Origin of the sequence: Streptomyces filipinensis (genome assembly GCF_014649495.1) — a bacterium.
Lineage (GTDB): Bacteria > Actinomycetota > Actinomycetes > Streptomycetales > Streptomycetaceae > Streptomyces > Streptomyces filipinensis.
In genome coordinates this window covers 280,138-305,804 of the sequence record NZ_BMTD01000003.1, presented here as the reverse complement: position 1 = coordinate 305,804, position 25,667 = coordinate 280,138, and the positions used below count along the sequence as shown (strand labels likewise).

Annotated in this window: 20 protein-coding genes and 3 pseudogenes; 11 read left to right on the top strand and 12 right to left on the bottom strand. The window is 72.7% G+C overall.

Annotated elements, in window-relative coordinates:
• The first annotated feature begins 5 nt into the window (after positions 1–5).
• The 3 genes from IE244_RS09870 (at position 6) to IE244_RS09860 (ending at position 2,562) form a co-directional block, all read left to right on the top strand.
• Positions 6–1,073, top strand: coding sequence for a hypothetical protein (locus tag IE244_RS09870; protein ID WP_308436258.1), 1,068 nt, complete (start codon positions 6–8; stop codon positions 1,071–1,073).
• A gap of 371 nt (positions 1,074–1,444) precedes the next feature.
• The gene (locus IE244_RS09865; RefSeq protein WP_191872565.1) at positions 1,445–2,308 is read left to right on the top strand and encodes an isocitrate lyase/PEP mutase family protein; all 864 of its coding nucleotides are present in this window, start codon (positions 1,445–1,447) and stop codon (positions 2,306–2,308) included.
• The gene (locus IE244_RS09860) at positions 2,305–2,562 is read left to right on the top strand and encodes a hypothetical protein (RefSeq protein ID WP_191872563.1); all 258 of its coding nucleotides are present in this window, start codon (positions 2,305–2,307) and stop codon (positions 2,560–2,562) included. The genes IE244_RS09865 and IE244_RS09860 overlap by 4 nt, the downstream gene beginning before the upstream one ends.
• 92 nt (positions 2,563–2,654) lie before the next feature.
• Here IE244_RS09860 and IE244_RS41820 read toward each other — a convergent pair.
• Both IE244_RS41820 and IE244_RS09855 read right to left on the bottom strand, forming a co-directional pair.
• Positions 2,655–2,846 (bottom strand): annotated as a pseudogene (locus tag IE244_RS41820) (substrate-binding domain-containing protein); the annotation flags it as partial.
• 189 nt (positions 2,847–3,035) lie between these two features.
• Positions 3,036–4,049, bottom strand: coding sequence for a hydroxyacid dehydrogenase (locus IE244_RS09855; RefSeq protein WP_191872561.1), 1,014 nt, complete (start codon positions 4,047–4,049; stop codon positions 3,036–3,038).
• A 446-nt stretch (positions 4,050–4,495) separates the two neighbouring features.
• Between IE244_RS09855 and IE244_RS09850 the strand changes: the two genes are divergently transcribed.
• Positions 4,496–6,091, top strand: coding sequence for a carboxylesterase/lipase family protein (locus tag IE244_RS09850; RefSeq protein ID WP_191872559.1), 1,596 nt, complete (start codon positions 4,496–4,498; stop codon positions 6,089–6,091).
• 212 nt (positions 6,092–6,303) lie between these two features.
• Here the strand turns inward: IE244_RS09850 and mmuM are convergent, their stop codons facing one another.
• On the bottom strand, positions 6,304–7,230 hold the full coding sequence (gene mmuM, locus IE244_RS09845) for a homocysteine S-methyltransferase (RefSeq protein WP_191872557.1): 927 nt from the start codon (positions 7,228–7,230) through the stop codon (positions 6,304–6,306).
• A 196-nt stretch (positions 7,231–7,426) separates the two neighbouring features.
• Between mmuM and IE244_RS09840 the strand changes: the two genes are divergently transcribed.
• The 3 genes and pseudogenes from IE244_RS09840 to IE244_RS09830 all read left to right on the top strand — a co-directional run bounded on the left by IE244_RS09840 (position 7,427) and on the right by IE244_RS09830 (position 10,781).
• Positions 7,427–8,512, top strand: a complete 1,086-nt coding sequence (locus IE244_RS09840; RefSeq protein WP_191872555.1) for a glycoside hydrolase family 43 protein — start codon at positions 7,427–7,429, stop codon at positions 8,510–8,512.
• A 92-nt stretch (positions 8,513–8,604) separates the two neighbouring features.
• Positions 8,605–8,955 (top strand): annotated as a pseudogene (locus IE244_RS09835) (SGNH/GDSL hydrolase family protein); the annotation flags it as partial.
• Positions 8,956–9,023: 68 nt separating this feature from the next.
• A complete protein-coding gene (locus tag IE244_RS09830) occupies positions 9,024–10,781 on the top strand; it encodes a DUF2264 domain-containing protein (protein WP_191872913.1) in 1,758 nt (585 codons plus the stop codon).
• Here IE244_RS09830 and IE244_RS09825 read toward each other — a convergent pair.
• Positions 10,737–11,072 carry a hypothetical protein gene (locus tag IE244_RS09825; protein WP_191872553.1) on the bottom strand — a complete coding sequence of 112 codons (336 nt, stop codon included), beginning with the start codon at positions 11,070–11,072 and terminating at the stop codon, positions 10,737–10,739. The two genes, IE244_RS09830 and IE244_RS09825, sit on opposite strands and share 45 nt — an antisense overlap.
• Positions 11,073–11,214: 142 nt before the next feature.
• Between IE244_RS09825 and IE244_RS09820 the strand changes: the two genes are divergently transcribed.
• Together IE244_RS09820 and IE244_RS09815 are read left to right on the top strand one after the other, a co-directional pair.
• Positions 11,215–11,562 (top strand): VOC family protein, encoded by a 348-nt coding sequence (locus tag IE244_RS09820; protein WP_229854028.1) that lies wholly within the window; start codon positions 11,215–11,217, stop codon positions 11,560–11,562.
• Positions 11,563–11,665: 103 nt separating this feature from the next.
• A pseudogene (locus tag IE244_RS09815) lies at positions 11,666–12,427 on the top strand (isocitrate lyase/PEP mutase family protein); the annotation flags it as partial.
• A gap of 143 nt (positions 12,428–12,570) precedes the next feature.
• Here IE244_RS09815 and IE244_RS09810 read toward each other — a convergent pair.
• The 8 genes from IE244_RS09810 to IE244_RS09775 form a co-directional block, all read right to left on the bottom strand.
• Positions 12,571–13,389 carry an alpha/beta fold hydrolase gene (locus tag IE244_RS09810; RefSeq protein ID WP_191872549.1) on the bottom strand — a complete coding sequence of 273 codons (819 nt, stop codon included), beginning with the start codon at positions 13,387–13,389 and terminating at the stop codon, positions 12,571–12,573.
• Positions 13,382–13,978, bottom strand: coding sequence for a TetR/AcrR family transcriptional regulator (locus IE244_RS09805; RefSeq protein ID WP_191872547.1), 597 nt, complete (start codon positions 13,976–13,978; stop codon positions 13,382–13,384). Before IE244_RS09805 ends, IE244_RS09810 begins: the two co-directional genes overlap by 8 nt.
• 305 nt (positions 13,979–14,283) lie before the next feature.
• Complete coding sequence (locus IE244_RS09800; RefSeq protein WP_191872545.1) at positions 14,284–17,166, bottom strand: glycoside hydrolase family 2 TIM barrel-domain containing protein; 2,883 nt, start codon at positions 17,164–17,166, stop codon at positions 14,284–14,286.
• 12 nt (positions 17,167–17,178) lie between these two features.
• Positions 17,179–17,994: a carbohydrate ABC transporter permease gene (locus tag IE244_RS09795; RefSeq protein ID WP_191872912.1), complete on the bottom strand. Its 816-nt coding sequence runs from the start codon at positions 17,992–17,994 to the stop codon at positions 17,179–17,181.
• A gap of 23 nt (positions 17,995–18,017) precedes the next feature.
• A complete protein-coding gene (locus IE244_RS09790; protein ID WP_191872543.1) occupies positions 18,018–18,983 on the bottom strand; it encodes a carbohydrate ABC transporter permease in 966 nt (321 codons plus the stop codon).
• A gap of 20 nt (positions 18,984–19,003) precedes the next feature.
• Positions 19,004–20,269, bottom strand: coding sequence for an ABC transporter substrate-binding protein (locus IE244_RS09785; RefSeq protein ID WP_191872541.1), 1,266 nt, complete (start codon positions 20,267–20,269; stop codon positions 19,004–19,006).
• 284 nt (positions 20,270–20,553) lie between these two features.
• Positions 20,554–21,816: an ROK family transcriptional regulator gene (locus IE244_RS09780; RefSeq protein WP_191872540.1), complete on the bottom strand. Its 1,263-nt coding sequence runs from the start codon at positions 21,814–21,816 to the stop codon at positions 20,554–20,556.
• A 206-nt stretch (positions 21,817–22,022) separates the two neighbouring features.
• Positions 22,023–23,285 (bottom strand): FAD-binding protein, encoded by a 1,263-nt coding sequence (locus IE244_RS09775; protein WP_191872538.1) that lies wholly within the window; start codon positions 23,283–23,285, stop codon positions 22,023–22,025.
• A gap of 159 nt (positions 23,286–23,444) precedes the next feature.
• Here IE244_RS09775 and IE244_RS09770 point away from each other — a divergent pair, with 159 nt between their 5' ends.
• Both IE244_RS09770 and IE244_RS09765 read left to right on the top strand, forming a co-directional pair.
• Entirely contained in the window at positions 23,445–24,119 is a 675-nt protein-coding gene (locus tag IE244_RS09770; RefSeq protein ID WP_191872536.1) for a pyridoxamine 5'-phosphate oxidase family protein, read from the top strand.
• A gap of 58 nt (positions 24,120–24,177) precedes the next feature.
• Positions 24,178–25,521 (top strand): radical SAM protein, encoded by a 1,344-nt coding sequence (locus IE244_RS09765; protein WP_191872535.1) that lies wholly within the window; start codon positions 24,178–24,180, stop codon positions 25,519–25,521.
• Positions 25,522–25,667: the final 146 nt, after the last annotated feature.

Here is a 25,667-nt window from a genome sequence, read left to right as displayed (position 1 = left end):
GAGACGTGTTCGTGTGTGCCGGGTGCGGCGCGGAGCTGACCGTTCCGCTGGCGCGGGTCGCTCTGCCCGCGCGGGCCGGGCACCGTTTCGGGCATGTGATGCTGCCCGCCCTGATGGAGCCGGGGACGTACGCCGTCGACGCGCAGCCCTGGGGTCCGCCCTGGCGACGGTGGGAGGAGACCGGTGCCGGGGAGGCGGCGGCCCGTGGCGTGTTCGCGCCGGTGCCCGCTCTGTCGTTCGGCCCGCGGGGCTCGGTCGTCCTGGCGCCCGGCGACGTCCGCGGCACGGTACTCGTCCCCGGCCGGTGCGACGGCTCCTGCATGGGCCCGGACGGCAGGGACGGACCCAATCTGGCCTGCGCGGGCTGCGGCCGGCCGGTCGCGACCCGTATCGACGACTGCTCGCAGTGGCAGGCGGTCAGGCTCCACCCGCCCGCCGTACGCCGCTTCCCGGGCCCCGCTCACCCCGTCACCGGCTGGGACGCCGTGGTCAGGGAGCTCAGGGACCGCGAGGAGCGGAGCACGCCTGCCGTCGAACCGGGCGGTGGGTGGAGTCCGCACTGGGAGGCGGGCGCGAGTGTGGCCCTGGCCCATCTGCTGGCGGCGTCGGCGGGGGAGCCGGTGGCGTTGCCGGGCGGGCTCGTCGCCGACGTGTTCGGCCGCGTGCTGGCCCGGCTGCTGCCGTCCGGTGCGCCGCGGCGGACGCTGTCCCTGGCCGGGCCCGGCCTGCCGGCCGTGTCCGGGTGCGCCCGCGGCATCGCCCTGGTGCCGGTGCATCCGCAGACCGGCGAGGCGTGGCAGCCGGCCGCCGGCACCCCGGCCGTGCCGCTGCCCGCCGACGTCTGGTCGGGCCTGGCGTTCCCGCGCGACCGGTCGCGGCTGCCCGTCACCGGCGGTCTGCCCCGCGACGTCCAGCGCGACGACCCGCTGCCGCTCCGCCCGTGGGGCCCGTTCGTCTTCGACCGGCGGCTGTTCCTGCACACGCTGGCCCGACTGCCCGAGGTCCGCCGCCCCTGGCTCCGCCGCATCCACGACCGGGCCTGTGAACTGCCGTGGTCCGCAGGCCTGTTCTAGCGGTACACCGGGCGGTGTTTCGGTCACCTGCCCCCGGCTCCAGGGGAGTTGGAGTGAGGGCGCGCGTGCGGCATAGGCTCGTCGCACGGCCGCGCCGCTGCCGCTGTACACCCGCACCACGGACTGCCGCCACGACTCCGCCCGGACGCCGTCACCGCCGTGCGCGCGCGGGCGAGGGCGGGCTCGGCCGGCCCCCGCGGCTTCACGCGTGACGTTTCTGCGGTGAACCGGTTCCGCCATTGGGGTGAGTAAAGCTCGCGTACATGGAAGGTCACATGAATATCTAGAGATGCTCTTGTCTTGGCAAAGGGCGTCGAGACGCGCGTGGCCCGTCCGGCCCCGCGTCACCCACCCAGAGGAGGAGCCGGACCTTGAGTTACGGAAAGAAGCTGCGCGAGCGCATTGCCGGGCCGGGGACCACACCGCTGATCGGCGTGTACGACATGTACTCGGCGTCGATCGCGGCCAAGCACTACGACGGGATGTTCGTCTCGGGCTTCGGGTTCGCGGCCTCGTACTACGGGCTGCCGGACATCGGTTTCATCGCCTGGCCCGACATGGTGGCCTTCGTCCAGCGGTTGCGGGGCGCGTTCCCGCACCACCACCTGCTGGTCGACATCGACGACGGCTACGTCGATCCAGAGGTCGCCTGTCATGTCGTCGAGGGACTGGAACGCATCGGCGCCTCCGGGGTGATCCTGGAGGACCAGAAACGGCCCCGCCGCTGCGGTCACGCCGACGGAAAACAGGTGCTGCCCCTGGAGGAGTACCTGGAGAAACTGCACAGGGTCCTGGAGACCCGGGGGGACCTGGTGGTGGTCGCCCGTACGGACGCCACCGAGGAGGACGACATCCTGCACCGTGCCGAACGGCTGGCCGCGACGGACGCCGACGTGGTCCTGGTGGACGGGGTGCGCAGCGTCGAGTGGATCAAGCGCATCCGCGAGGTCGTCGGCAGCAAGCCGCTGCTGTTCAACCAGATCGCCGGCGGCAAGTCCCCCCGCCTGTCCCTCGGCGAACTGTCCGACCTGGGCGTCGACGTCGCGATCTACAGCACCCCCTGCCTGTTCGCCGCGCACGAGGCGATGGACTCCGCGCTCGGCAGCCTGAAGGCGGCCGACGGCCGGCTGCCGGAGGTGGACCCCGCCGGCGGCGTGGGCGTGAAGGCCGCCACCACCCTGCTGGAACGCAACATCGCGCGTGACCGGCTCACCCCCGAGGGTGTGGGCGCGTGACCGGTGCCGTACCCCGGCTCGCCCTCGCCGCAGCCGCGGCAGCCGCCCTGCTCGGGGCCGGAGCCGTACCCGCCGTCGCGTCCGGGGGCCTGATCACCGTGGTCGACAACTCCAACGCCGACTCCTGGCTGGAAGTCGATCGCACGGCCAACCTCCAGACCGGCAGCGGCACCGCGGGCAGCGACCACGACGGCAGTGCCGTGGACGTGGTCGAAGCCTTCATGGGCGCCGCAGGCGACCACGGAGAGGACTGACCGCCGCTGTCCCAACCCCTTGTGGCGACGGCTGGGCACCCCGTGGGGGGAGGCGCCCGGCCGTTGCCGCCCGCCGTCTCATGAAGGTGACCCCGCCCGGGGGGTGCGGCCCTGCTCGCGCGCGGCACCAGCCGGGTCGACAGCTCGGTACGGATGCCCTCCGGGCGCTCTTCGTGGATCATCCGCACCAGCGGCCGGAGCGCGGTCACCGCCATCTCACCGAACGGCTGGCGGCCGGTGGTCAGTGCCGGACCGGCCCAGCGGGCCTCGGGCAGGCTTTCGAAAGGAGCCGCGGACGAAGCGGCGGATCACCGGGCTGTCCCACTCGCCCGCCTCGTGCGTCACCTGAGTGCCCGCGGTGTGACGGCCGACGAGATGCCGGCGCCCGTCCGCGAGCGGCCCGGGACACCCCGGGGCACCCGCAGACCGGCGGTGTGGCGGGGCGGTCCTGATCCCGGTCCCGGCCCCGCGCGTCAGGCGACCCGGGTCAGATCCGCGTGCCGCACCTCGTGCCGGGGCGGCACGCCCTCGGCCAGCCGTTCCAGCTCCTCCACGACGATCGTGCCCAGCCGCCGCAGCTCGTTGCCGAGCGAGCCCGCGATGTGCGGGGTGAGAAAGACGTTGGGCAGTTCGTACAGCGGGGAGCCGGCGGGCAGTGGCTCGGGCTCGGTGACGTCGAGGACCGCGCGCAGGCGCCCCGAGACCAGCTCCCGCGTCAGCGCGTCCTGGTCGACCAGTGCCCCGCGCGCGGTGTTGACCAGGGCGGCCCCGTCCGGGATGAGCGCGAGCCGGGCCCGGTCGAGCATGTGGTGGGTCTCGGGGGTGTCGGGGGCGTGCAGGCTGACGATGTCGCTCTGCCGCAGCAGCTCCTCCAGCGGCAGCGGCTTCGCCCCCAGGGCGGCGGCCTCGGCGGGGCTCACATAGGGGTCGTGCAGCAGGACCGTGAGGTCGAACGGCCGCAGCAGCTCCATGAGCCGGCGGCCCACGCGGGAGGCGCCGACGACCCCGACGCGGCGGCCGAGGTTGCCGGTGGCCGCAGTTTCGGCAGGGGTCGGGTGGGTGCGGGTGCGGCGGTAGCGCTCACGGTGCTCGAAGGCGTCCTTGCCGAGCAGCAGGATCATCGCGAGCGTGTACTCGGCCACCGGCAGGGCGTTGCCGGTGACCGCGCTGGACACGGTGACGCCGTGTTTCCACAGGGCCTCGCCGACCAGGGAGCGGACCGAGCCCGCGGCGTGCAGGACGGCCCGCAGCCCCGGGGCCGCGGCCAGGACGCCGCCGTCCAGGTGCGGGCAGCCCCAGCCGGTGATCAGGACCTCGGCCGCGGCCAGGGCGCCGGCCACCGCGGGATCGGTGAAGTCCCTTACGACGAGCGCCGGATCGAGTTCGGCCGTCCGCCTCAGCCGGGCCATGAGCGGCGGGGGGAAGAGCATCGGGAGGTGCACCGGATCCATCGCGAACACGGCCCGCGGCGGCTGGGGGCTGGGCATGACTCTCCTGGCGGAACGGGAGGAGAAACGTTTTCGGAAAGCGCGTTCTACCGTATGTGCGCCGGGAATCGGCGGTCAATCGGTGGGGCGGGGGCCGGACGGGGAGGTGCGGGGCCAGGGCTGCCTCCGCGTCCCCGCTCCGGTCGGGCGGCCGACCTCGTCCCGCTGCCCGCCGCTCCGGGCGCATCCGCCACCCCCGCGGACGCGGCCCCGTCACCTCCGCCCCTCCACCGCGGATCCGGCTGCCCCCGAGAGCCGCACCAGGAACCAGGGCGAACCGCCGTGTACGGTACGTAACCGATTTCGCGCTCATCGTACCGTCGTAACCCGAACGGCTCTCCCACGCGCCTGTGCGCCGGAATACCGGACGCTCTTGTGGTGCTCTGTTGTTGCACACTGCACGAGTGCACCGGTGCATTGGGCGCGCGGCGAAGGGGTGGTGGGTGATGACGGCAGACCAGGCGGATCCCACGGCCGGACCAGACCGGGCGGACCCCGTGGTCCGGACGCCGTACGGGGCTGTACGCGGCCGGTTCGAGCGAGGTGTCGCGGTGTTCCGGGGCATCCCGTACGCCGCTCCGCCCGTCGGGCCCCGCCGGTTCCGCCCGCCCGAGCCGCCCGAGCCCTGGGACGGCGAGCGCGACGCCGGAACCTTCGGGCCGACGGCGCCGAAACCGCCGTACTCCGAGGCGTTCGCCCAGTACCTGTCCGACCCGCGGATACCCGGCGACGACTGCCTCAACCTCAACGTATGGACCCCGCAGCCCGGCCCGGGCTCCCGGCTCCCGGTCCTCGTATGGCTGCACGGCGGCGCCCTGACCAGAGGATCCTCGGCCGTACCCGTGTACGACGGCGCCACCTTCGCCCGGGACGGCGTCGTCTGCGTCTCCGTCAACTACCGCCTCGGCGTCGAAGGCTACGGACTCTTCCCGGACGCGCCCCCCAACCCCGGCCTGCGCGACCAGCTCGCCGCCCTGCGCTGGGTGCACGACGCGATCGGCGCCTTCGGCGGCGACCCGGGCCAGGTCACCCTGTGCGGCCAGTCGGCGGGCGCCATCAGCGCCGGCGTGCTGCTCGCCGCCCCGCACAGCCGCGGCCTGATCCGCCGTGCGGTGCTGCAGAGCGGCCCGCCGGAGGTCTCCGACCGCGACAAGGTGCGGCGCATGGTGCGGCGCATGGCCGCCCGGCTGAGGATCCCCGCCACCGCCGAGGCCTTCGCCGCCGTCGACCGCGACCTGCTGCTGCGCACCCAGGCCGAGGCCGGCCGGCTCAGCAGCCCGGTGCTGGGCGGGCCCCAGTTCGGCATCGTCGTGGACGGCGACCTCGTGCCCCGCGACCCGCTCAAGGCCCTCATCGACGGTGACGCCGCCCAGGACGTCGAACTGCTCATGGGCTGGACGAGGGACGAGTACCGGCTCTGGCTCGTGCCCGGCGGGCTGCTGGAGCGCGTCGACCGGCTCGGCCCCGTCGCCCTCGCCGGGGCCATGGCCCGCTGCCACGCCGGACACGAGGTGCCACGCGGCTACCGCAGCCTGCATCCGGACGCCGGCACCGCCGAGATCGTCGGTCAGATGGTCACCGACCACCTGCTGCGCGTCCCGCTGCACCGCCTCGCCGACGCCCGCCCCGGATCCTCCTACCTCTACGAGTTCGCCTGGCCGTCCCGCCTGCCCGGCCTCGGCGCCTGCCACGCCCTGGAGCTGGGTTTCGTCTTCGACAGTGGCGACACACCCGAGTCGAAGAAGCTGGCCGGCGAGGGTGCCCCGCACGACCTGTGCGACGCGATGCACGGGGCCTGGGTCCGCTTCGCGACGACCGGGAACCCCGGCTGGCAGGCCTGGGACGCATCCCATCCGATGCGGATCTTCGGCGACGGTGGACCGTATACCGCATACGGTCCACGGGATGCGGAAGTCGCCCTCTGGGAGACCTCCCCCACGGTCCCCGCCCCCGCCCCCGCCTCCGACATCCGGGCCCCCGGAGCCGAACTGGCGGCGGCGGTGCGGAGGTTGCGACGCTCGGTCGGCGGCCGGAACCGCTGACGGTCCAGGTCCGGGCGGGCATCGAGTGGCTGGTCCAGGTCCGGCCGGGTACCGGCCCGATGGCCCAGGTCCGGCCGGGCATCGACCCGCTGGTCCACGCCCGCCGGGCCGGCGCACCCGCGTAGTGCCACCCGCCACCCGCCCCCACCGAATCCCGCACCACCCGACGAGCGCGTCCGGCGGCAGAGGCCCGCCGGCGCGGGGCGACCGGCTCAGACCGTGCCCAGTGCCCGAGCGATCGACGCGATCCCCTCCGGCCCCACCCGGCAGCAGCCCCCGATGAGCCGCGCGCCCGCGTCCCGCCATGTCTCCACCAGCTTTGGGGTGAACCGGCTGTGCCCCGTCCAGGCACGCGCCCCGGCGTCCCAGGTCTCCCCGCTGTTCGGATAGACCACGACCGGCTTGCCGGTGACCCGCGCCGCGATCTCCACCGAGGTCTCGACGTCCTGCGGTGCGCAGCAGTTCACGCCCACCGCGATCACCTCGGGCACGTCGGCCGCGAGCCCGAACGCCTCCTCCAGGGACTGCCCGGCACGCGTGTGCCGGCCGTCGACCGTGTACGACAGCCAGGCCGGCACCCCGAGTCCGCGCACCGCCCGCATCAGCGCGGCGCCCTCGTCGGCGTCCGGCACCGTCTCCAGCGCGAGGGCGTCCGGCGCGGCGGCGGCCAGCACCTCCATGCGCGGCCGGTGGAACCGTTCCAGCTCGGCCACACTCAGTCCGTACCGGCCCCGGTACTCGGATCCGTCCGCGAGCATCGCGCCGTACGGCCCGACCGAGGCCGCCACCCACAGCGGCCGCTCGACACCGGCGTCCCCGGCCCGCCGGGCGGCCTCCCGTGCGAGGTCCACGCTCCGTGCGAGCAGGCGCGCGGCGTCGTCATGACCGATGCCGCGCCGCGCGAAGCCCTCGAAGGTGGCCTGGTAGCTGGCGGTGATCGCCACGTCCGCGCCCGCGCGGAAGTACGCGAGATGGGCCTCCGTGACCGCTTCCGGCCGCTCGGCCAGCAGCCGGGCCGACCACAGCTCGTCGCTCAGGTCGTACCCGGCCGCCTCCAGCTGGTTGGACATGCCGCCGTCGAGCACGACCGTCCCGGCGGCGAGGGCGTCGGCGAGGCTGGGGGAGGAGGTGCTGGTCATGTCCCGACGCTAGTCGAAGCGGAATGCGGCCGGCGCCCGCTGTCCAGCAGGTGAGCAGCCCCCGGGCCGTGCCTGACCTGTGTTCCTCCCCGCCGGCCCCATTGACCGCGTACCGGCCCACCCTTACCTTTTCGATGTTCGGGATGACAGATGACGTTCGATATACCGACTCTTCCCCCATCGAGAGGCAGTTCGCATGAGCCGCGCCCACGACCTGCCCGAAGTCCCCAGCCGCAGACTGATGCTGAAGAGCGCCGCGCTGGCCGCCGGTGCCCTCGCCGCCGCCCCCGCCGTCGCCCGGGCGGCCCCCGCCACCCCCGGGGCCGCCCTCTACGTGAACCCCCTGGTCCAGCAGCGTGCCGACCCCCACATCACCCGCCACACCGACGGCCGGTACTACTTCACGGCCACCGTCCCCGAGTACGACCGCATCGTCCTGCGACGCGCCCGGACCCTGAACGGCCTCGCCACGGCGGCCGAGTCGGTGATCTGGCGCGCCCACACCACCGGCCCCATGGGCGCGCACATCTGGGCGCCCGAGCTGCACCGCGTCGGCGGCAAGTGGTACATCTACTTCGCCTCCGCCCCGGCCGAGGACGTGTGGGCGATCCGCATCTGGGTGCTGGAGAACGCCCACCAGGACCCCTTCCAGGGGACCTGGGCCGAGCGCGGTCAGATCCGTACCGCCTGGGAGACCTTCTCCCTCGACGCCACCACCTTCAAGCACCGCGGCACCCGCTACCTGGTCTGGGCGCAGCACGAGCCCGGCATGGACAACAACACCGCGCTGTGGATCTCGAAGATGGCCAACCCCTGGACCCTGACCGGCCCCCAGGTCAGGCTCTCCACCCCCGAACTCGACTGGGAGTGCGTCGGCTACAAGGTCAACGAGGGCCCGTACGTCCTGCAGCGCCACGGCCGTGTCTTCCTCACCTACTCGGCCGGCGCCACCGACCGGCACTACTGCATGGGCCTGCTGACCGCCGGCGCCGGCAGCGACCTGATGGACGCCCGGAGCTGGTCCAAGTCACCTGTCCCCGTCTTCACCAGCGATGACACCACCCACCAGTACGGCCCCGGCCACAACTGCTTCACCGTCGCCGAGGACGGCCACAGCGACGTCCTCGTCTATCACGCCCGTCCGTACAAGGAGATCACCGGCGACCCCCTGCACGACCCCAACCGCCACACCCGCGTCCAAAGGCTCGGCTGGAAGCCGGACGGCACCCCGGACTTCGGCGTCCCCGTCGCCGACACCGTGCAGGCGGGGGAGGTGAGATGAGGCGCCTCCACGCCCCCCTGCTCGCCCTGTGCTGCGCTCGGAGCGGGGCCGGCGGCAGCCGGGCCCACCGAGGCGGCACCGCGGGCGATCACAAGGGCGGCGCGCCGGTGCTCGTCACCCCGGTCGTCCGCCGCTGGTTCGACGCCGACGGCACCCTGGACGACGGAACCGCCCTGCCGGTCAACGGACTCGGTGTGGATCTCCCGGCCGTCGCCCGTTCCGTCGCCGCCGCCGGACACGTCCCGCTGATCGACCTCACGGCGAGGACCGAGGCGCTGGTGGAGTCCCTCGGACCGGAGGGCTCCGAGACGCTCTGCCTCTCCGGCGGGAAACGCGACAACACGCACACCTCCGTGCACGGCGCCACCGTCTACGCGGTCCTGGTCCGCGACGAACTCCTCGCCCGTCATCTGGTGCCCGAGGGCGCCGTGCGGGTGGGATGAAGCCCTGGGGCGCCCCGACCGGAACCGGGGCGTCCCAGGCCACGCCAGGAAGGAAAGCCACCGCCGTGATCGAACTGCCCGCCGACGACCGGGAGTCGAGTCCCGTCACCGGTTACACCCGCGCCCACTGGGAGGCCGCCGCCGACGCCCTGCTGACCGCCGTCGAGCCCTACGCCACCCCCGACCGTGCCCTCTACCACCTCCCCGGCGGCCGGGTGGGCCACGCGGGTCACCTCTCCGACGGCCTGGAGGGCTATGCCCGTACGCTGCTGCTGGCCGCCTTCCGCCGCGACGAGACCGCGCTCGGCCGCTACGCCGACGGCCTCGCGGCCGGTCCGGGCGGGGTCTGGCCCCGTATCCAGGACCGCGGCCAGCCGCTCGTCGAGGCCGCGTCCGTCGCCCTCGCCCTGCGGCTGACCCGGCCGCTGCTGTGGGACCGGCTGGACGACTCCGTGCGGCAGCGCACCGCCGACTGGCTTGCGGACGCCCTCACCGCCGAACCCTGGCCGTGCAACTGGGAGTTGTTCCCGGTCACCGTCGGCGGCTTCCTGAAGGAGATCGGCCACCGGCCGGAGGCCGCGGACAAGGCGATCGAGCGCGGCCTGGAGCGGATCGAGGGCTGGTACCTCGGCGACGGCTGGTACACCGACGGCGACGGCCGGAAGTTCGACTACTACAACGGCTGGGCCATGCATCTGTACACGGTCCTCCACGCATGGCTGGCCGACGACGGTGAACTGCTTTCTGTATACGGTCGACGGTTGTCCCGTCATCTCGCCGACTACGCCCGCCTGTTCGGCGGCGACGGCGCGCCCCTGCACCAGGGCCGCTCCCTGACCTACCGCTTCGCGACGACGGCCCCGCTGTGGCTGGGCGCCCTGATCGGCCAGACTCCCCTGTCACCCGGTGAGACCCGGCGCCTGGCGTCCGGCGCGCTGCGGTACTTCCTCGACGGCGGCGCGGTCGACGAGCGCGGACTGCTCCCGCTGGGCTGGCTCGGCCCCGACGAGTCACTCGTGCAGAGCTACTCGGGCCCGGCCTCCCCGTACTGGGCGAGCAAGGGCTTTCTCGGCCTGCTGCTGCCCCCGGAGCACGCGGTGTGGACGGCGCCCGAGGAACCCGGCCCCGCGGACCGCGCGGACGGGGTGCACCCGCTCGGCGTCCCCAACTGGCTGCTGCAGTCGACCCGTTCGGACGGCGTGGTCCGGCTGCACAACCACGGCAGCGAGGACGTCCGCTACGACCCCTACTACACCCGGCTCGCCTACTCGACCGCGACCGCGCCCGCGGCGTCGTACGACAACAGCGTCATCGTCGGCGGCGATCCGAGCCGTACCCGGATCGAGCCGCTCGGCACGGGGGAGGGGTGGATCGCCTCCCGGCACACCGTGCGTGACGGGATCACCGTCACGAGCCTCGTGCTCGCCGAAGGAGCGGTGGAGGTACGCGCCCATCTCGTGGCCGGGGCCGAGCCCGGCACACCCGTGCGGATCACGGGCTGGGCGGCACCGGACGGGCTGCGGGCCGACCTGGTGCCGGTGTCGGGTCTGGCGGCGCAGCCGCAGGGACCGGGCGGGAAGACACCACAGGCACTGGCCGGGGAGACCGGGGCGGGCGGGGCCACGCTGTTCGTGGCGCTCGCCCGGCTCACCGGCGAGCCTGATCCCCGGCCCCTCACGGACCTGGTGTCCGTGCGGGTGGGGGAGGAGCACGAGGTCCGCGTCCGCTGGGCGTCCGGTGCGCAGAGCGCCTTCGGTCTCACCGCTTCCGACGGGTCGGTCTCACGGCTTCAGACGGGCGATCCGCACGCTCGTCGTGATCGGTGACGCGCCCGTGAGCGGGGTGGCGTGGGCCGGGGTGACGGGCGCGTAAGCCCAGGTGAGGGTGCGGTACTTGAGGACCGCCAGGTCACCGGTGGTCCGCGCGTCCACCACCTTGTCGGCGCCTGCGAACTTTCCGTCCCCGTACACGAGCCACGGATGCGTGCCCGCGAAGGTGCCGGTGCAGGTGCCGGCGTCGCACCTGACGTTCTTCAGCGCCGCCGCCCCGGCGGTCGCGCACCACGCCCCGGCCGGCAGCCCTGCCGCGGCCAGGGCGATCAGCGGCTCGCGGGCCACCCGGACCCGGCGGTGGCGTGTCGGGCGTCGTGCAGTCGCCGTGCCCTGCGGGGGCCGCCGGGCCGGGAAGGTCGCCGCCGGGGTTGCCGTTGTCCGCCACCCTCCGCGAGACTCCCGGCACATGTCCTCCACGATCCGTCACATGACCATCGACTGCGCCGACGCCTACGCCCTGGGGAGCTTCTGGTCCAGGGTGCTGGACCAGCCCCTGCACGAGGACGACCACCCGGGCGACCCGATGGCACTGATCGAGGGGGCCGGCCTGCTCTTCGTCACCGTGCCGGACACCAAGACCGTCAAGAACCGGGTCCATCTCGACCTCCAGCCCCAGGACCGCAGCCGCGACAGGGAGGTCGAGCGGCTGCTCGCCCTCGGCGCCACCCTGGTCGACGACCGGCGCAACGCCGACGGCACCGGCTGGGCGGTCCTCGCCGATCCCGAGGGCAACGAGTTCTGCGTGGAGCGCAGCGCGGCCGAGCGGGCGGGGTAGTCCCTCCGGACGCGCGAGGTGGCGCGGGCGGGCGCGCGGGGTTGCCCGGCCGGCCCCGAACGGTTCGGCGGGCACCGAAACGACCCGCGCCTAGCGTGGACGTATGACCGCGGAGCCCGCCATGACCCCGTTCGCCACACTCCACCACCGGCCCGGCGAGCCGCTGCTGCTGCCCAACGCCTGGGACCATGCCTCGGCGTGCGCGCTCGCCGCCCGGGGCTTCCCGGCGGTCGGCACGACGAGCCTGGCCGTGGCGGCGGCCGCGGGACTGCCCGACGGAGCGGGCGCGACCCGCGCACACACCCTGCGCCTCGCCCGGACCCTCGGCTCGGGGCCCTGCCTCCTCTCGGTCGACGCCGAGGACGGCTTCAGCCAGGACCCCGGAGACGTGGCCGAGCTGGCGCGCGAGCTGTGGGCCGTGGGAGCGGCCGGCGTCAACCTGGAGGACGGGCTGGGGCCGAGCGGCCGGCACGCGGCCAAGATCGCCGCCGTGAAGGCCGCCGTACCCGGTCTCTTCGTCAACGCCCGCACCGACACGTACTGGTCCGGGGGCGGCCACAAGCGGGACACCCTGCGGCGGCTCGACGCCTACCAGCAGGCGGGCGCGGACGCGGTGTTCGTGCCCGGACTGACCGACCCCCGGCGGATCGCGGCCCTCGTCCGGCACCTCGACGTCCCCCTCAACATCCTCTACTCGCCCACCGGTCCCACCGTCGCCCACCTCGCCGGTCTCGGCGTCCGCCGCGTCAGCGTCGGCTCGCTGCTCTACCGGCGCGCGCTGGGCGCGGCCGTGGAGGCGATGGCCCGCGTGGCGGCCGGACGTGCGCCGGAGGGTGCAACTCCCTCGTACGGGGACGTACAAGCGTTCAGCGACGCCCACCCCGGCGGAGCCCGATTCCCCGGCGCGGACGCGGCGGCACCCACCTGGGCCTGGCCGCCACCAACGCCTCCGGCGTGGACCGCCTCGCCTGGGCCTGGGGACAGGGACACCCCGCCACCGAAGGGTGACTACCGCCCGGTGGCCCGGCTCCCGGACGCGGACAGGGTCTCCACGAGGCGCCGCGCGAACCCCTCGGGATGCTCCAGCACGCCGAGGTGACCGCCGGGGAACTCGGTGAACGCGGCGCCGGTCGTCTCGGCCGCCGTCGTGGCCGTACGGTGCAGCAGCCCGCCGCGGGAGGCGGTGCCCGCGGCCAGGGTGAGACGTGCGGCGACGGACCGCAGGGCGGCCGTGTCCACCGCGGACGCGGTGAACGACTGCAGGACGCGGCTGAGGAAGATCCCCATGGGGGAGGCCGACTCCTCGTCAGGAGTGGGCGGTTGGGCGTCAGCGCCCTCCGCGGCCGGCGCGGGTGTGCCGTCGAGCGCGGCGGCCAGCCGGGCCCCGGCCGCCCGCAACCCGGCACTCCGATAGGTGTCGCACACGGACGCGAACACCGCCCGCTGCCGGGCCGCGTCCGCGAGGAGCGCCACGACGGGCGGTTCGTGCGCGACCACGTGCGCCAGCCGCTCGGGGTGGCGGGCCAGCAGGTCCAGGGCGGCGATACCGCCGGAGCTGGTCCCGAACACATACGCGGACTCGCCCGCCGTGAGCTCCGCCTCCAGCACCCGGTGCGCGCCCTCGCTCCAGTCCGCCACCCGCTGCTCGGGCACCGGCCGGCCCAGCCGGCCATGGGCGAGGCCGAGCGGGTCGTAGGTGACCACGGTGAAGCGCGCGGCCAGCCGCTCGGTCAGCGGCCCGAGCCCCATCGGATGCCCGGCCCCGCCCGGCAGGACGAGCAGCACGGGACCGCTGCCCGTCACGTCGTAGTGCAGTTCCTCAGTCATGACCGGTGTTCTTCCGTTCTGTCTCGCGCGGCCAGTGCTCCAGGGCCAGGTGCAGGGCGTCGACGGCCTTGTCCCAGGAGGCCTGTACGTCCCGGCCGGCGCCGAAGCCACCGGCGGACTCCAGGGCGCAGTAGCCGTGGAAGGTGCTGCGCAGCAGGCGTACGGCATCGGTCAGGTCGGGCTCGTCCAGGTCGTAGGCGCGCAGCATGCCGTAGGTGATCTCGGCGGTGCGGCGCATCGCCGGGGAATCGGCGATCAGCGACTGGTCGATTCGGATCTGGGTGGCCGCGTACCGGCCGGGGTGCTCCAGGGCGTAGGCGCGGTAGGCGCCGGCGAAGGCGGCCAGCGCGTCCCTGCCGGCGCGGCCGGCCACAGCCGGCGCGATCCGGTCGATCAGCTCGCCGCCGGCGTACAGCGCGAGCCGGGTGCGCAGGTCTTCCAGGCCCCGGACGTGCGAGTACAGGCTCGCGTCCTTCACACCGAAGCGGCGGGCCAGCGCCGACAGGGTGACGCTGGGAAAACCCGTCTCGTCGGCGAGTTCGGCCGCCGCCGCGACCAGCCGCTCGACCGTGATTCCGGCACGGGCCATCCGACACCTCCTCCCTGGGGGCACCTCCACCTTGGGTACCTAGTGATTATCCTAGGGCCTCTAGGTTGTGGGTGTCGCCCCGGGGGCGGGCTCAGCTGATCGGGGCGTACGGCACGCCCGGTTTGTCGCGGCTTCGGCGCCGCCCGGATCGCCGGGATCCGCGCCATCCAGCCACCCTGCGCCCCCCGAGCCTCACGAACACCAGCCGCACCGCGAGCCGGGCCGGTGACCCGCTCGCCGTCGCCCCAGCGGTCGACGTCATGTGCGGAGCCGGCCGGCCGCGGTGGGCCTCAGGGCCGTGCCGGTCAACTGGTCTGCGGGGCGGGAGCGGTGGAGAACACGAAGGAGAACGCGGCCGGCTCGGCCCGCAGGTGGTACGGGGGGAGCGGGCCGGGACCGCAGGACTGGGAGCCGAGGCCGTGCTGGGCGTGGTCGAGGTTGACCCACACCGTGTCACCGGGGACGAGGTCCGTGCGGTGCGTGGCCGCGTCCAGCTGTTCGGTGGTCCAGCGGCGGGCGGTGAGGAAGAACTCCGGGGCGCCCTCGATGCGCAGTCCGCCGAGCTCCGCCCAGCGGACGTCGGCGCGGGCGCCGTTCTCCTGCGGACGGACGTACGGCGTCTGCAGATCGTCTACAGTCGACTGCCAACGGCCGACCCTCGACGCCGTCCTGCTGTCCGGATACGCCTCTCCCGGGCCGCCGCCGTACCACTGCACACGGTCGGCCGCAGACAGTCCGAAGCGGACGCCGAGCCGGGGGAGCGGCACCGTCCAGTCGCCCTCCGGTGTCACGGACACCTTCAGCCGCAGACGATCTCCGTCCGACGTCCAGCGGTATACGGTCGACAGGCCCATCTCCCAGGCCGCCGCCGCGACTCGGGTACGGACCGTCAGCGCGTCGGCCCCGCGCTCCACCGCGTCCAGCCGGTGCCGCATCCGGTGCAGGCCCAGCTTGCGCCACAGCAGTCCGTAGCGCAGGTCGGGCTGCCAGGGGGCGCCGTCGTCGTTGTCGGTGGTGGCCCGCCACACGTCCAGGCGCAGCCCGCAGACGGGCACCCCGCCGACGGCCTTCAGGGCGCCGGTGCGGGCGTCGAAGGTGCCGGGGCCGAGGCTGATCACCCCGTCGCCGGACACCGGCCGGGCCGTCGCCGCGACCGTCGGAGTCTGCCGCTGTGCCACCGGCACCTGGCCCCAGGCCACCACGTGGTCCCTGGGCGCCCAGGGGGTGTCGGCCGCGAGCACCGCCCGTACCGTCCAGTGGGCCTCGCCGGCCGGTGCCCCGTCCGGCGGCGCGGGCAGCTTGACCTCGGCGCTCTCCCCGGGTGCCAGCTCCGGCACCGACAGGGTGCCGCACCGGACCGGCTCCCCTTCGACCTCGTACGACCACGAGAACGCCAGCGCCGACAGATCGGCGAAGTCCTGTTTGTTGGTGATCCGGACCGTGCCGTCGCCGGCGTCACCGGCGATGCCGACCGGTTCGATCACCTTCTTGAACTCGACCAGCCCGGGGGAGGGCTGCCGGTCCGGGAAGAGCAGGCCGTCGCAGACGAAGTTGCCGTCGTGCAGCTCCTCGCCGAAGTCGCCGCCGTAGGCGTGGCCGAGCTCCGGATGGGCGATGCCGTGGTCGATCCACTCCCAGACGAACCCGCCCTGGAGACGGTCGTACGACTCGAACAGCCGCTGGTAGTCGGCGAGTCCGCCCGGGCCGTTGCCCATGGCGTGGGCGTACTCGCACTGGATGAAGGGCAGTCGGCGGCGCTTGTGGGTGCCACCGTCCAGCCCCTGGCCGATCCGCTCGACCTCGGCGTGGTCGGCGTACATGCGGGCGTACACGTCCGTGTCCCGGCAGGTGGGGTCGCCCTCGTAGTGCACGAGCCGGGAGGCGTCCCGGCTCTTGATCCACTGGGCCATCGCGGTCAGGCCCCGGCCGGTGCCGGCCTCGTTGCCGAGGGACCACAGGACGACCGACGGGTGGTTCTTGTCCCGTTCGACCATGCGGGCCGCCCGGTCCAGCAGGGCCGGGGTCCAGCGGTCGTCGTCGACGGGGTTGTCCCGCCAGCCCTGCTCGGTGAAGCCGTGGGTCTCCAGGTCGCACTCGTCGATCACCCACAGCCCGTACTCGTCGCACAGGTCGAGGAAGGCCGGGTGCGGCGGGTAGTGGGAGGTGCGGACGGCGTTGACGTTGTGCCGTTTCATCAGCAGCACGTCCTCGCGCATGGTGGCGAGGTCCAGCGCGCGGCCCTTCTCCGCATGCCACTCGTGCCGGTTGACGCCCTTGAACAGCACCGGCCTGCCGTTGACCCTGATCAGGCCGTCCGACAGCGCCACGGTGCGGAAACCGATGCGCAGCGGCACCCGCTCGCCCGCGGTGGCCAGCTCGCCCGTGTACAGCCGCGGTGTCTCCGCCGACCACGGCTCGACCGGCACGGTCGCGCTCTCGCCGGTCGCGAGGTCGATGCCGAGTTCGGAGACGGTCACCCGGCCGGCCACGTCGGAGTCGACGCGCAGGGTGCCGGTGCCGGCCCGGTGGTCGTAGGAGGCGTGCACGAAGAAGTCCAGGGCACTGCCCGCCGGGCGGTGCAGCAGGGTGACGTCACGGAAGATGCCGGGCAGCCACCACTGGTCCTGGTCCTCCAGGTAGGAGCCGGCCGACCACTGGTGGACCCGGACCGCCAGCACGTTGCCGGCGCTCCGCAGCAGATGGCCGACCGCGAACTCGTGCGGCAGCCGGGACCCCTTGAACTCGCCGAGGTCCGTGCCGTTCAGCCACACCCGGGCGCAGGACTCCACCCCGTCGAAGCGCAGCACCGCGCCGCCCTCGGCGAGGTCCGGCCAGTCCTGGGGCAGGTCGAAGACCCGCAGGTGGTCGCCGGTCGGGTTCTCGGTCGGCACGCGCGGCGGGTCGACCGGGAACGGGTAGAGGTGGTTGGTGTAGATCGGTGAGCCGTGTCCCTGGAGGACCCAGTGGCCGGGGACCTGGACTTCCGCCCAGCCGCCGGCGTCGTACCCTTCCTCGGCGAAGGAGTCGTCCTCGGCGTCGGCCGTCGGCGACAGCCGGAACCGCCAGGCGCCGTTCAGGGAAAGCCTTGTGGCATCCGAGGACGCGTACCAGGGGCGCGGGGGCAGCGCCCCCGAGCCGGGTGAGACGTCCTCGACGTAGTCGGTGACGGTGTGGGTGCTCAACGACATCGGTCTCCTAGCTCAGCCCTTGATACCGCTCTGCGCGATCCCCTGCACCAGCCAGCGCTGCAGGAAGAGGAACACGAACAGCAGCGGCAGGATGGAAATGGCGGTCGCCATGAAGATCTGGTGGAAGACGACGGTCTGGTTGGTCATGTACGAGGAGAGCGCGACCTGGACGGTCCACGAGTCCGGGTCCTGTCCGATGACCAGCGGCCACAGGAACGCGTTCCAGCCGTTGATGAACGTGATCGTCGCGATCGCCGCGAAGAAGTTCAGCGAGTTCGGCACGACGACACGCCAGTACGCGCCCCAGTGGCCGAGCCCGTCCACGCGTGCCGCCTCCTCCAGCTCCTTGGGAAACCCGAGGAAGTACTGCCGGAACAGGAAGCAGGTGAAACCACTGAACAGGCCCGGAACGATCAGGCCCCGGTAGCTGTCCACCCAGCCGAGGGAGGACACCAGGACGAAGCTGGGTACGAAGGTCACCGAGGTCGGGACCATCAGGGTGCCCAGGACGGCGTAGAAGATCTTGTTGGCGTGCCGGTACGGGATCCGGGCCAGGGCGTATCCGGCGAGGGAGCACACCAGCAGGATGCCGACCGTCATGGAGACGGCGACGACGAGGGAGTTCCACAGCGACCGGGCGAACGGCACCGAGGTGTCGTCGAACAGGTCGCCGATGTTGCCCCACTGCAGGTGCGTGGGGAAGAACTCCCAGTGCTCCCCGGTGATCTGGGCGTCCGTGGACAGGGCGTTGCGCAGCAGCACGTAGAACGGGATCAGGAAGAGGACGGTGGCGACACCACCGGCGATGTAGAGGCCGGTGTTGCCCATCACCCCGCCCCCGCGTTTCGAGGTCACTTGGACTCCTCCCCCCTTCCGAAGCCCATGAGCCTGCCCTGGAACAGGGTCACGAGGACGATCAGGGCGGTCAGGATGACGGCGCCCGCGCTGCCGGCGCCGTAGTCCTGTTCCTGGCCGAGGGCGGTGTAGTACAGCTCGACCAGCGGCGGGCGCCCCCACGTGGTCTTGTCGAGCAGGTTGTAGAACTCGTCGAAGGCCTGGTAGGCGGCGATGAGCAGCAGCAGGACCACCGCCGTCGACGTGGCGCGCAGCTGGGGCAGGGTGATGTGCCGGAACGTCTGCCAGCCGCGCCTGGCGCCGTCGATGGCTGCGGCCTCGTACAGCTCCCCGGGGATGTTCTGCAGCGCGGCCAGGAAGAGGATCATGTAGAAGCCGGACTGGAGCCACAGCCGTGCCGTGACGATGACCAGCCAGTACCAGGGCGGGTCCGGGCTGGCCAGCCAGGCGACGTCGTCGCTCCCGAACCAGCCGATGACCGTGTTCATCAGGCCGAAGCGCACGCCGCTGAAGAGGGACATCTTCCAGATGAGCGAGGCGGCGACGTAGGAGCACGCGGTCGGCAGGAAGAACACCGAGCGGAAGAAGGCGCGCAGGAACCTGAGCCGGTGCACCAGCAGGGCGAGGCCCAGCGACACCGCCCAGGTGGTCGGCACGATGAACGCGGCGAAGACGGTGAAGGTGCCGAGCGAGTGGACGAACTTGGGGTCCGTCAGCATGTAGGTGTAGTTGTCGAACCCGATGAACGTGCTCGGCGTGACCGTGAAGCGGGCGTCGAAGAAGCTGAGGTAGACGCTCCAGCCGATCGGGACGTAGATGAAGACGATCAGCCCGAGGAGGAAGGGGCTGATGAAGAGCCAGAAGTTGAAGGCGCGGCTGCCCCGCAGGCCCCGCCGGGTCCTGGCCGGCCGGGTCTTCGCCGGTGCGGGCGGCGCGAGGGCGGCCTTGGTGGTCGTCGACATGTCGTGGTCCGTCCGCCGGCCTATCCGAAGAGCTTCTTCAGCTCGCGGTTCACGGCCCTGTCGCACTTGTCGAGCGCGGCCTCCGGGTCACCGTCCTCGCGGACGCAGTCGGCGATGACGTCCCAGGTGGCGCTCATCATGGCCTGGGTCCAGCCGATGTTGTCGAAGTGCCCGAACTCGTCGAAGAGCTTGACGCCCTGCGCGGGCAGACCCGACTTGAGCCGGGTGGCTCTCGCGGCGATCGAGGAGCGCGGCGGGATGTGGAAGCCGTACGAGGTCGCCCAGTCCTCCTGGTCCTTCTTCTGGTCGATCCACAGCCACTTGACGTACTCCTTGGCCGCGTCGACGTGGTCGCCCTTGGCGTTGACGAACATCGACCAGCCGCCGTTGTAGACCGAGGGCTTGCCGGAGTCGGCCGTCTTCGGGAAGGGGAAGACGCCGAGGTCGTCGCCGAGCGCCTTCTGGAACTGCGGCATCGCCCACATGCCGCAGAACTGGATGGCACACAGGCCCTGGCTGAGCGAGGACGGGTCCCAGTAGTCGGTCGGGGCACCGAGGAGCAGATGGCCGCTGGCGAAGAGCTTGCGCATCTTCTTCAGGCCCTCGACGACGGCGGGGGTGTGGTAGGCGATCTCGTTCTTGGCGTCGAGGGTGTCGGCGCCCGCCGACCAGATCAGCGGGTTGACGATCGCGTGCAGGTCGTTGCCGAGGTACACGCCCTTGACCTTGCCGGTGGTGAGCCTGGCGGCGGCCTCGATCAGCTCGTCCAGGGTCTCGGGGACCTTGACCCTTGCCTTCTCGAAGAGCGAGGGCCGGTAGAAGAAGAACTGCGGGTCGTCGATCATCCGGATGCCGTAGACCTTGCCGTCCACCGTGTGGGACGTGATGTCCGCCGGGTTGAAGTCCTCCCTGACCGGGTCGACGAGGTCGCTCAGGTCCGCCACCTGGCCGCTCCTGACCATCTGGATCTGCGGGTGGAACTCGAAGACGTCGGGCGCGTTCTTCGTGAGCAGGGTGGCGAAGAGCTTGCTCTCGTAGTCGGCACTGGTGATCCACTGGGTGGTCACGTTCGCCTTCTCGTACGCGGCGGCGTAGCGCTTGACCGCCTGCTCCGTGCCCGCCTCACCGTAGGCGTGGAACATCTGGGTGAGCTGCGTGCCCGATCCGCTGCCCGCGCCCCGGCCGTTGTTGCCGCCGCACGCGGCGAGCGGCACGGCGACGGCCAGACCGACGGCGGCCCGGAGTATCGAACGGCGGTCCCAGTTGCTGCTGCTCACTGCCGACATGCTGACGTCCTTGTCTGTCGAAACGCGGCTGACGCTGGGGCGGGACGCTAACCTTCGGCTAAGGCTTCGGCAAGGGGTTGGACGAAGTCGGTGCGAAGCGTTGTGTCCGGTTCGGCATCCCGAACGACCGGCGGGGGAAAGGCAGATGAGGGCCGCGGGGCCAGTGGAGTGACCGGCGGCCCCCGGCCGGGGAAGGAGGGAGGGGCCCGGTGACGGCCGGCGCGGCCGAGGCCGTCAGCGGCAGGGATGTCCAGCGGGGCGCGGCACGTCCATCCCGTCCGTCGTCATGAAGGCGGCGCGGTACGGCTCCGTGCGGGGGCGGTGCGCTTGGGAGTGCCCTTGCTGGGGGCCTGCCGCTGCCCGACGGACTGCAGCGCCCCTTCCAGCGCGAAGGTGGCCGCGCCGAGGGACACCGGGTCGGTGGGGATCGGGGAGAGGACGATCTCGGTCGCTGCCAGCGGCCGGCGCAGCGCGTGCCGTGCGACGGCCTGGCGGACCTCGCCGAGCAGGGGCTCGCCCAGCCGGGCGGCGACCCAGCTGCTGAGCACGACCACTTCGGGGTTGAGCAGATTGATCAGGTCGGAGATGCCCGCGCCCAGGTAACGGGCGGTGTCCCGGACCGCCTTGACCGCCACCGGGTCGTCCGCGGCGACCGCGCGGGCCAGCGCGTCGATGGTGGCCGTCTGGTCCTCGGGGTGCAACAGCGCGGAACGCGGGCTCAGTTCGCGCAGGTTCTGCATGATGCCGGGGGCGCCGACGTACGTCTCCACGCAGCCGTTGTTGCCGCAGTGGCACAGCCGTCCGTCCAGCACGAGGGTGGTGTGGCCCCACTCGCCGGCGCTGTTGCTCACGCCCCGGTGCAGGCCGCCGCCGAGGGCGAGACCGGCGCCGACACCCGTGCCCAGATTGACCACGACCGCGTCGCCCCGGCCCCGCGCGGCCCCGAACCACAGCTCGGCCACCGCGCAGGCGCGCAGCGGGTTGTCCAGGTGCAGGGGGTACGCGATGTGCTCGGCCAGGAGGTCGAGCAACGGCACGTCGTGCCAGTCCCAGTTGGGGGCGTACTCCGCGACGCCGGTGTCCCGGTCCACCTGGCCCGGCACGCTCACCCCGACGCCGAGCACCCGGGCCGCCTCGATGCCGGCCTGTGCCACCACCGAGCCGACGGCGGCGGCCACATGACCGACCACCTGCTCCGGGCGGCTCTCGCCGGGCCGCATGTCCTCGTCGGCGCGGGCCAGCACGTTCAGCGCCAGGTCGAACAGCTCGACATGGACGTACGTCTCCGCGATGTCGACGCCGATCAGCGCGCCCCCCGACGCGTTGACGGCCACCAGGCCGCGGGGCCGGCCGCCGGCCGAGTCCTCGAACCCGACCTCGGTGATCATGCGGAGGTCCAGCAGCTCGCCGACCAGCGTGGCCACCGTGGCGAGACTCAGCCCGGTGGCGGCGGCCAGGTCCTGCCGGGAGGTGGGAGACTCGGCGATGATCTGGCGCAGCACCTCGTAGCGGTTCGCGGTGCGGATGTCACGTGATGTGCGCTTCACGCGGCTGCCCCTCCCGTCCCGTCCAGGCCAGGCCGGGGCGACATCGGCACCGGCGCGGGCGCCAGGCTATGGGCTCGGAGGGACTTTCGACAAGGGTTTTGGAAAAGGGTTGTAGAAAGTCCGGCCGCGCCGCGCCGGTCCAGCTGGCCGTCAGCCGTCAGCCGTCAGCCGTCAGCCGTCAGCCGCCAGCCCTCCGCCCTCAGCCGTCAGTCGTCCAGGAGATCCCGCACAAAGGCGTTCGTGAACTTTCCGGCCGGATCCAGCGAGCGGGCCAGGGCCCTGAAGGCGGCGAGACGTGTATACCGTCCACGGACGACCGCCGACGGGATCTCGTACACCTTCCCCCAGTGCGGACGCGGAGCGAACGGCGCCAGCGCCTCCTCCAGCCGGCGCACCACCGGCAGCACGGCCGCCTCGTCCCGCACCCAGGTGAAGTGCAGTGCCACCGAGTCCCGTCCGTGCGCGGGGCTGAGCCACTGTGCGTCGGCGGCGACCGTCCGCACCTCGCAGGTCTGCAGGACCCCGGCGACCGTCGACCGGATACCGTCGACCGCGGACAGCGCGTCCATCGCGGCCGGCCTCGGCAGCAGATACTCCGACTGGATCTCCTCCCCGCTGCTCGGCGTGAACTCCGCCCGGAAGTGCGGCAGTCGTTCGTGCCACGGGCCCGGCACGCCCAGCTGCCCCGTGCAGTTCCCCGCGGGCATGCCCGGCACCGGGTGCAGCGGCGTCTTCGCGGGCGCCGCCCACGGAAAGCGGACCGGCGGCTGGTCGGTGCGCCGCTTGACCCACACCTGCCGAAAGCCGGGCTCACGCCAGTCGGTGAACAGGCTGACGCTGTATCCGGCGGCGGCGACGGCGGCGAAGTCCAGCCCCTCCAGCGGGAGTTCCGTGAACACGTGCTGCTCCACCTCGTACGCCGGCTCCAGGGCGAGGGTGAGCGCGCGGACGACGCCGAGAGCGCCGAGCGAGGTCACGGCTCCGTCGAACCGCGCGTCCCCCCGCCCGATCGTCACCGTCGAGCCGTCCGCGACGACCAGTTCCACCTCGCGCACGGCCGAGGCGAGTGGCCCGTTGCCGACCCCCGAACCGTGGGTGCCGGTCGCCACCGAACCGGCGACCGAGATGTGCGGCAGGGACGCCATGTTGGGCAGCGCGAGCCCGTGGGCGTGGACCGCGCGGGCCAGTTCGGCGTAGCGCACCCCGCCGGACACCCGGACCGTGCGCGCGGCCGTGTCGACCTCGATCACCGGCGGCAGCCCGGCGGTGGACAGCAGTACGCCGTCCGGGCCGGGGTCGGCGATCCGGTTGAAGGAGTGCCCGCTGCCCAGCACCCGCACCCGCGCACTGCCCGCCACCAGCGCCGCGAGGGCGTCCAGCGTGTGCGGACGGTGGAAGCCCCGCGCGGTGTACGTGATGGTGCGCGCCCAGTTGGTGACCGTCCCGGCGGTCCCGGCCGTCCCTGTCACAGTTGCGTCCCTCCTGGCGAGTGCGTGTGGGCCGACCCTCTCACCCGCCCTGACCGAGGAGGGAGGCCGTCTGCGGATTTCGTCGCATTCGATGGTCTTGCCAGGCGTATACAGAATTTCACTGGCCGATCGTCTGCGGAATCGGTACCGTCGCGCTTCATGATCGAGGAACCGCTTCCCGCCCGGCTGCCCGTCACCGACCGCACCCGTCACCGTCGCCTGCGCGAGCAGGGCAGCCGGGAGCGGGCGGAACTGGAGGCGATCCTCGATGCCGGGTTCGTCTGCCATCTCGGAGTGCTGGTCGACGGCCGGCCGGTCGTCGTGCCCACGGTGTACGGGCGGGACGAGCGACGGCTGTATCTGCACGGGTCCGTCGCCAGCCGCAGCCTCGCCGGGGACACCCCCGTCTGTGTGACCGTCACCCACGTGGACGGACTCGTGCTCGCCCGGTCCGTCTTCGAGCACGGCGTCAACTACCGCAGCGCCATGATCCACGGCGTGGCCCGCAAGGTCACCGACGGCGAGGAGAAGCTGGCCGGCCTGCGCCTGCTCACCGAGCATTCCGCGCCGGGCCAGTGGTCGTACGCCCGCCGCCCCAGCCGCAAGGAGCTGGCGGCCACCACCCTCCTCGCCCTCTCCCTCGAAGAGGCCTCCGTCAAGATCCGCACCGGCGCCCCGGACGACGGCGACGGCCCCGACGCGTCCCTCGGCCTGTGGGCCGGCGTCCTGCCGCTGACCACCGTCTGGGGCGTCCCGGAGCCCGACCCGGCGCTGCCGGCCCGCACCGCCGTACCGGAACACATCGCACGCCGTGCGGGGACCCGGCACGGCTGAGGTCCGGGCGGGGGCATACGGTGTGAGACGTACGCCTGAACCGGGAGGAGACAGACGGATGGGCAGTCGTACCGCGCTGGTCGAGGATCTGATGGAGCGGTTCCCGCAGGTGCCGCGGGAAGCCGTCTTCAAGGAGGACCTGCTCCGCGGCGGCGTCGCCTTCGAACCGTCCGCCCTCAGTGACAACGAGGGCGGCGAGGTCAAACCGAAGTCGTACTTCATCTTCTCCTTCGACCACGGCACCCTGCCCGAACTCGGCGAGGCGGCGCTCAGGCGCCCGCCGGAGGAGATCATCCTCACCGGCGGCCCCTACGACCTGCGCCGCACCGTCGTCTCCGTACGGGTGAACCCCGCCTCGCCGTACCGGGTGGCCGCCGACGACGAGGGGCTGCTCGGGCTCTACCTCGACGGGAAGCGGATCGCCGACGTCGGCGTGCCGCCCATGCCCGAGTACTACCGGCACACCCTCTCCAACGGGAAGTCCGTGATGGAGGTCGCCCCGACCATCCAGTGGGGCTATCTCATCTACCTGACCGTCTTCCGCGTCTGCCAGTACTTCGGCGCCAAGGAGGAGTGCCAGTACTGCGACATCAACCACAACTGGCGCCAGCACAAGGCGGCCGGGCGGCCCTACACCGGCGTCAAGGACGTGGAAGAGGTCCTGGAGGCGCTGGAGATCATCGACCGGTACGACACGGCCAAGGCGTCCACCGCCTACACCCTGACCGGCGGTGCCATCACCAAGACCGTCGCCGGACGGGACGAGGCCGACTTCTACGGCCACTACGCCAAGGCCATCGAGGAGCGCTTCCCGGGCCGCTGGATCGGCAAGGTCGTCGCGCAGGCGCTGCCCAAGGCGGACGTGCAGCGGTTCAAGGACTACGGCGTGCAGATCTACCACCCCAACTTCGAGGTGTGGGACCGCCGGCTGTTCGAGCTGTACTGCCCCGGCAAGGAGCGGTACGTCGGCCGCGACGAGTGGCACAGGCGGATCCTCGACTCGGCGGAGATCTTCGGGGCGCGCAACGTCATCCCCAACTTCGTCGCGGGCGTGGAGATGGCCGAGCCGTTCGGCTTCACCACCGTCGACGAGGCGATCGCCTCCACCACCGAGGGCCTGCGCTTCTTCATGTCGCACGGCATCACGCCCCGCTTCACCACCTGGTGCCCGGAACCCACCACGCCGCTCGGCAAGGCCAACCCGCAGGGGGCGCCGCTGGAGTACCACATCCGGCTGCTGCAGGCCTACCGGCAGACGATGGAGGACTTCGGGCTCTCCTCCCCGCCCGGCTACGGCCCGCCCGGACCCGGCCGTGCGGTCTTCTCCGTCAGCTCCTTCATGGACAGCCTGCCCGCCGGCGAACCGGTGGCGGACGCCACGGAGGCAGCCGCCGAGGTGTGATCGCGCGCCGGACCGGTGAGCACGGCGGCGCCGCCGTCCGTACAGGAGGGCGCAGCTGGGGGTCCGTCGCGTCACGCGTCCGCACCGCCACCATCGGTAACCGGATGTGAACAGGCCGCTTGTCAGTTGTGTCGGGGACGTGAAAG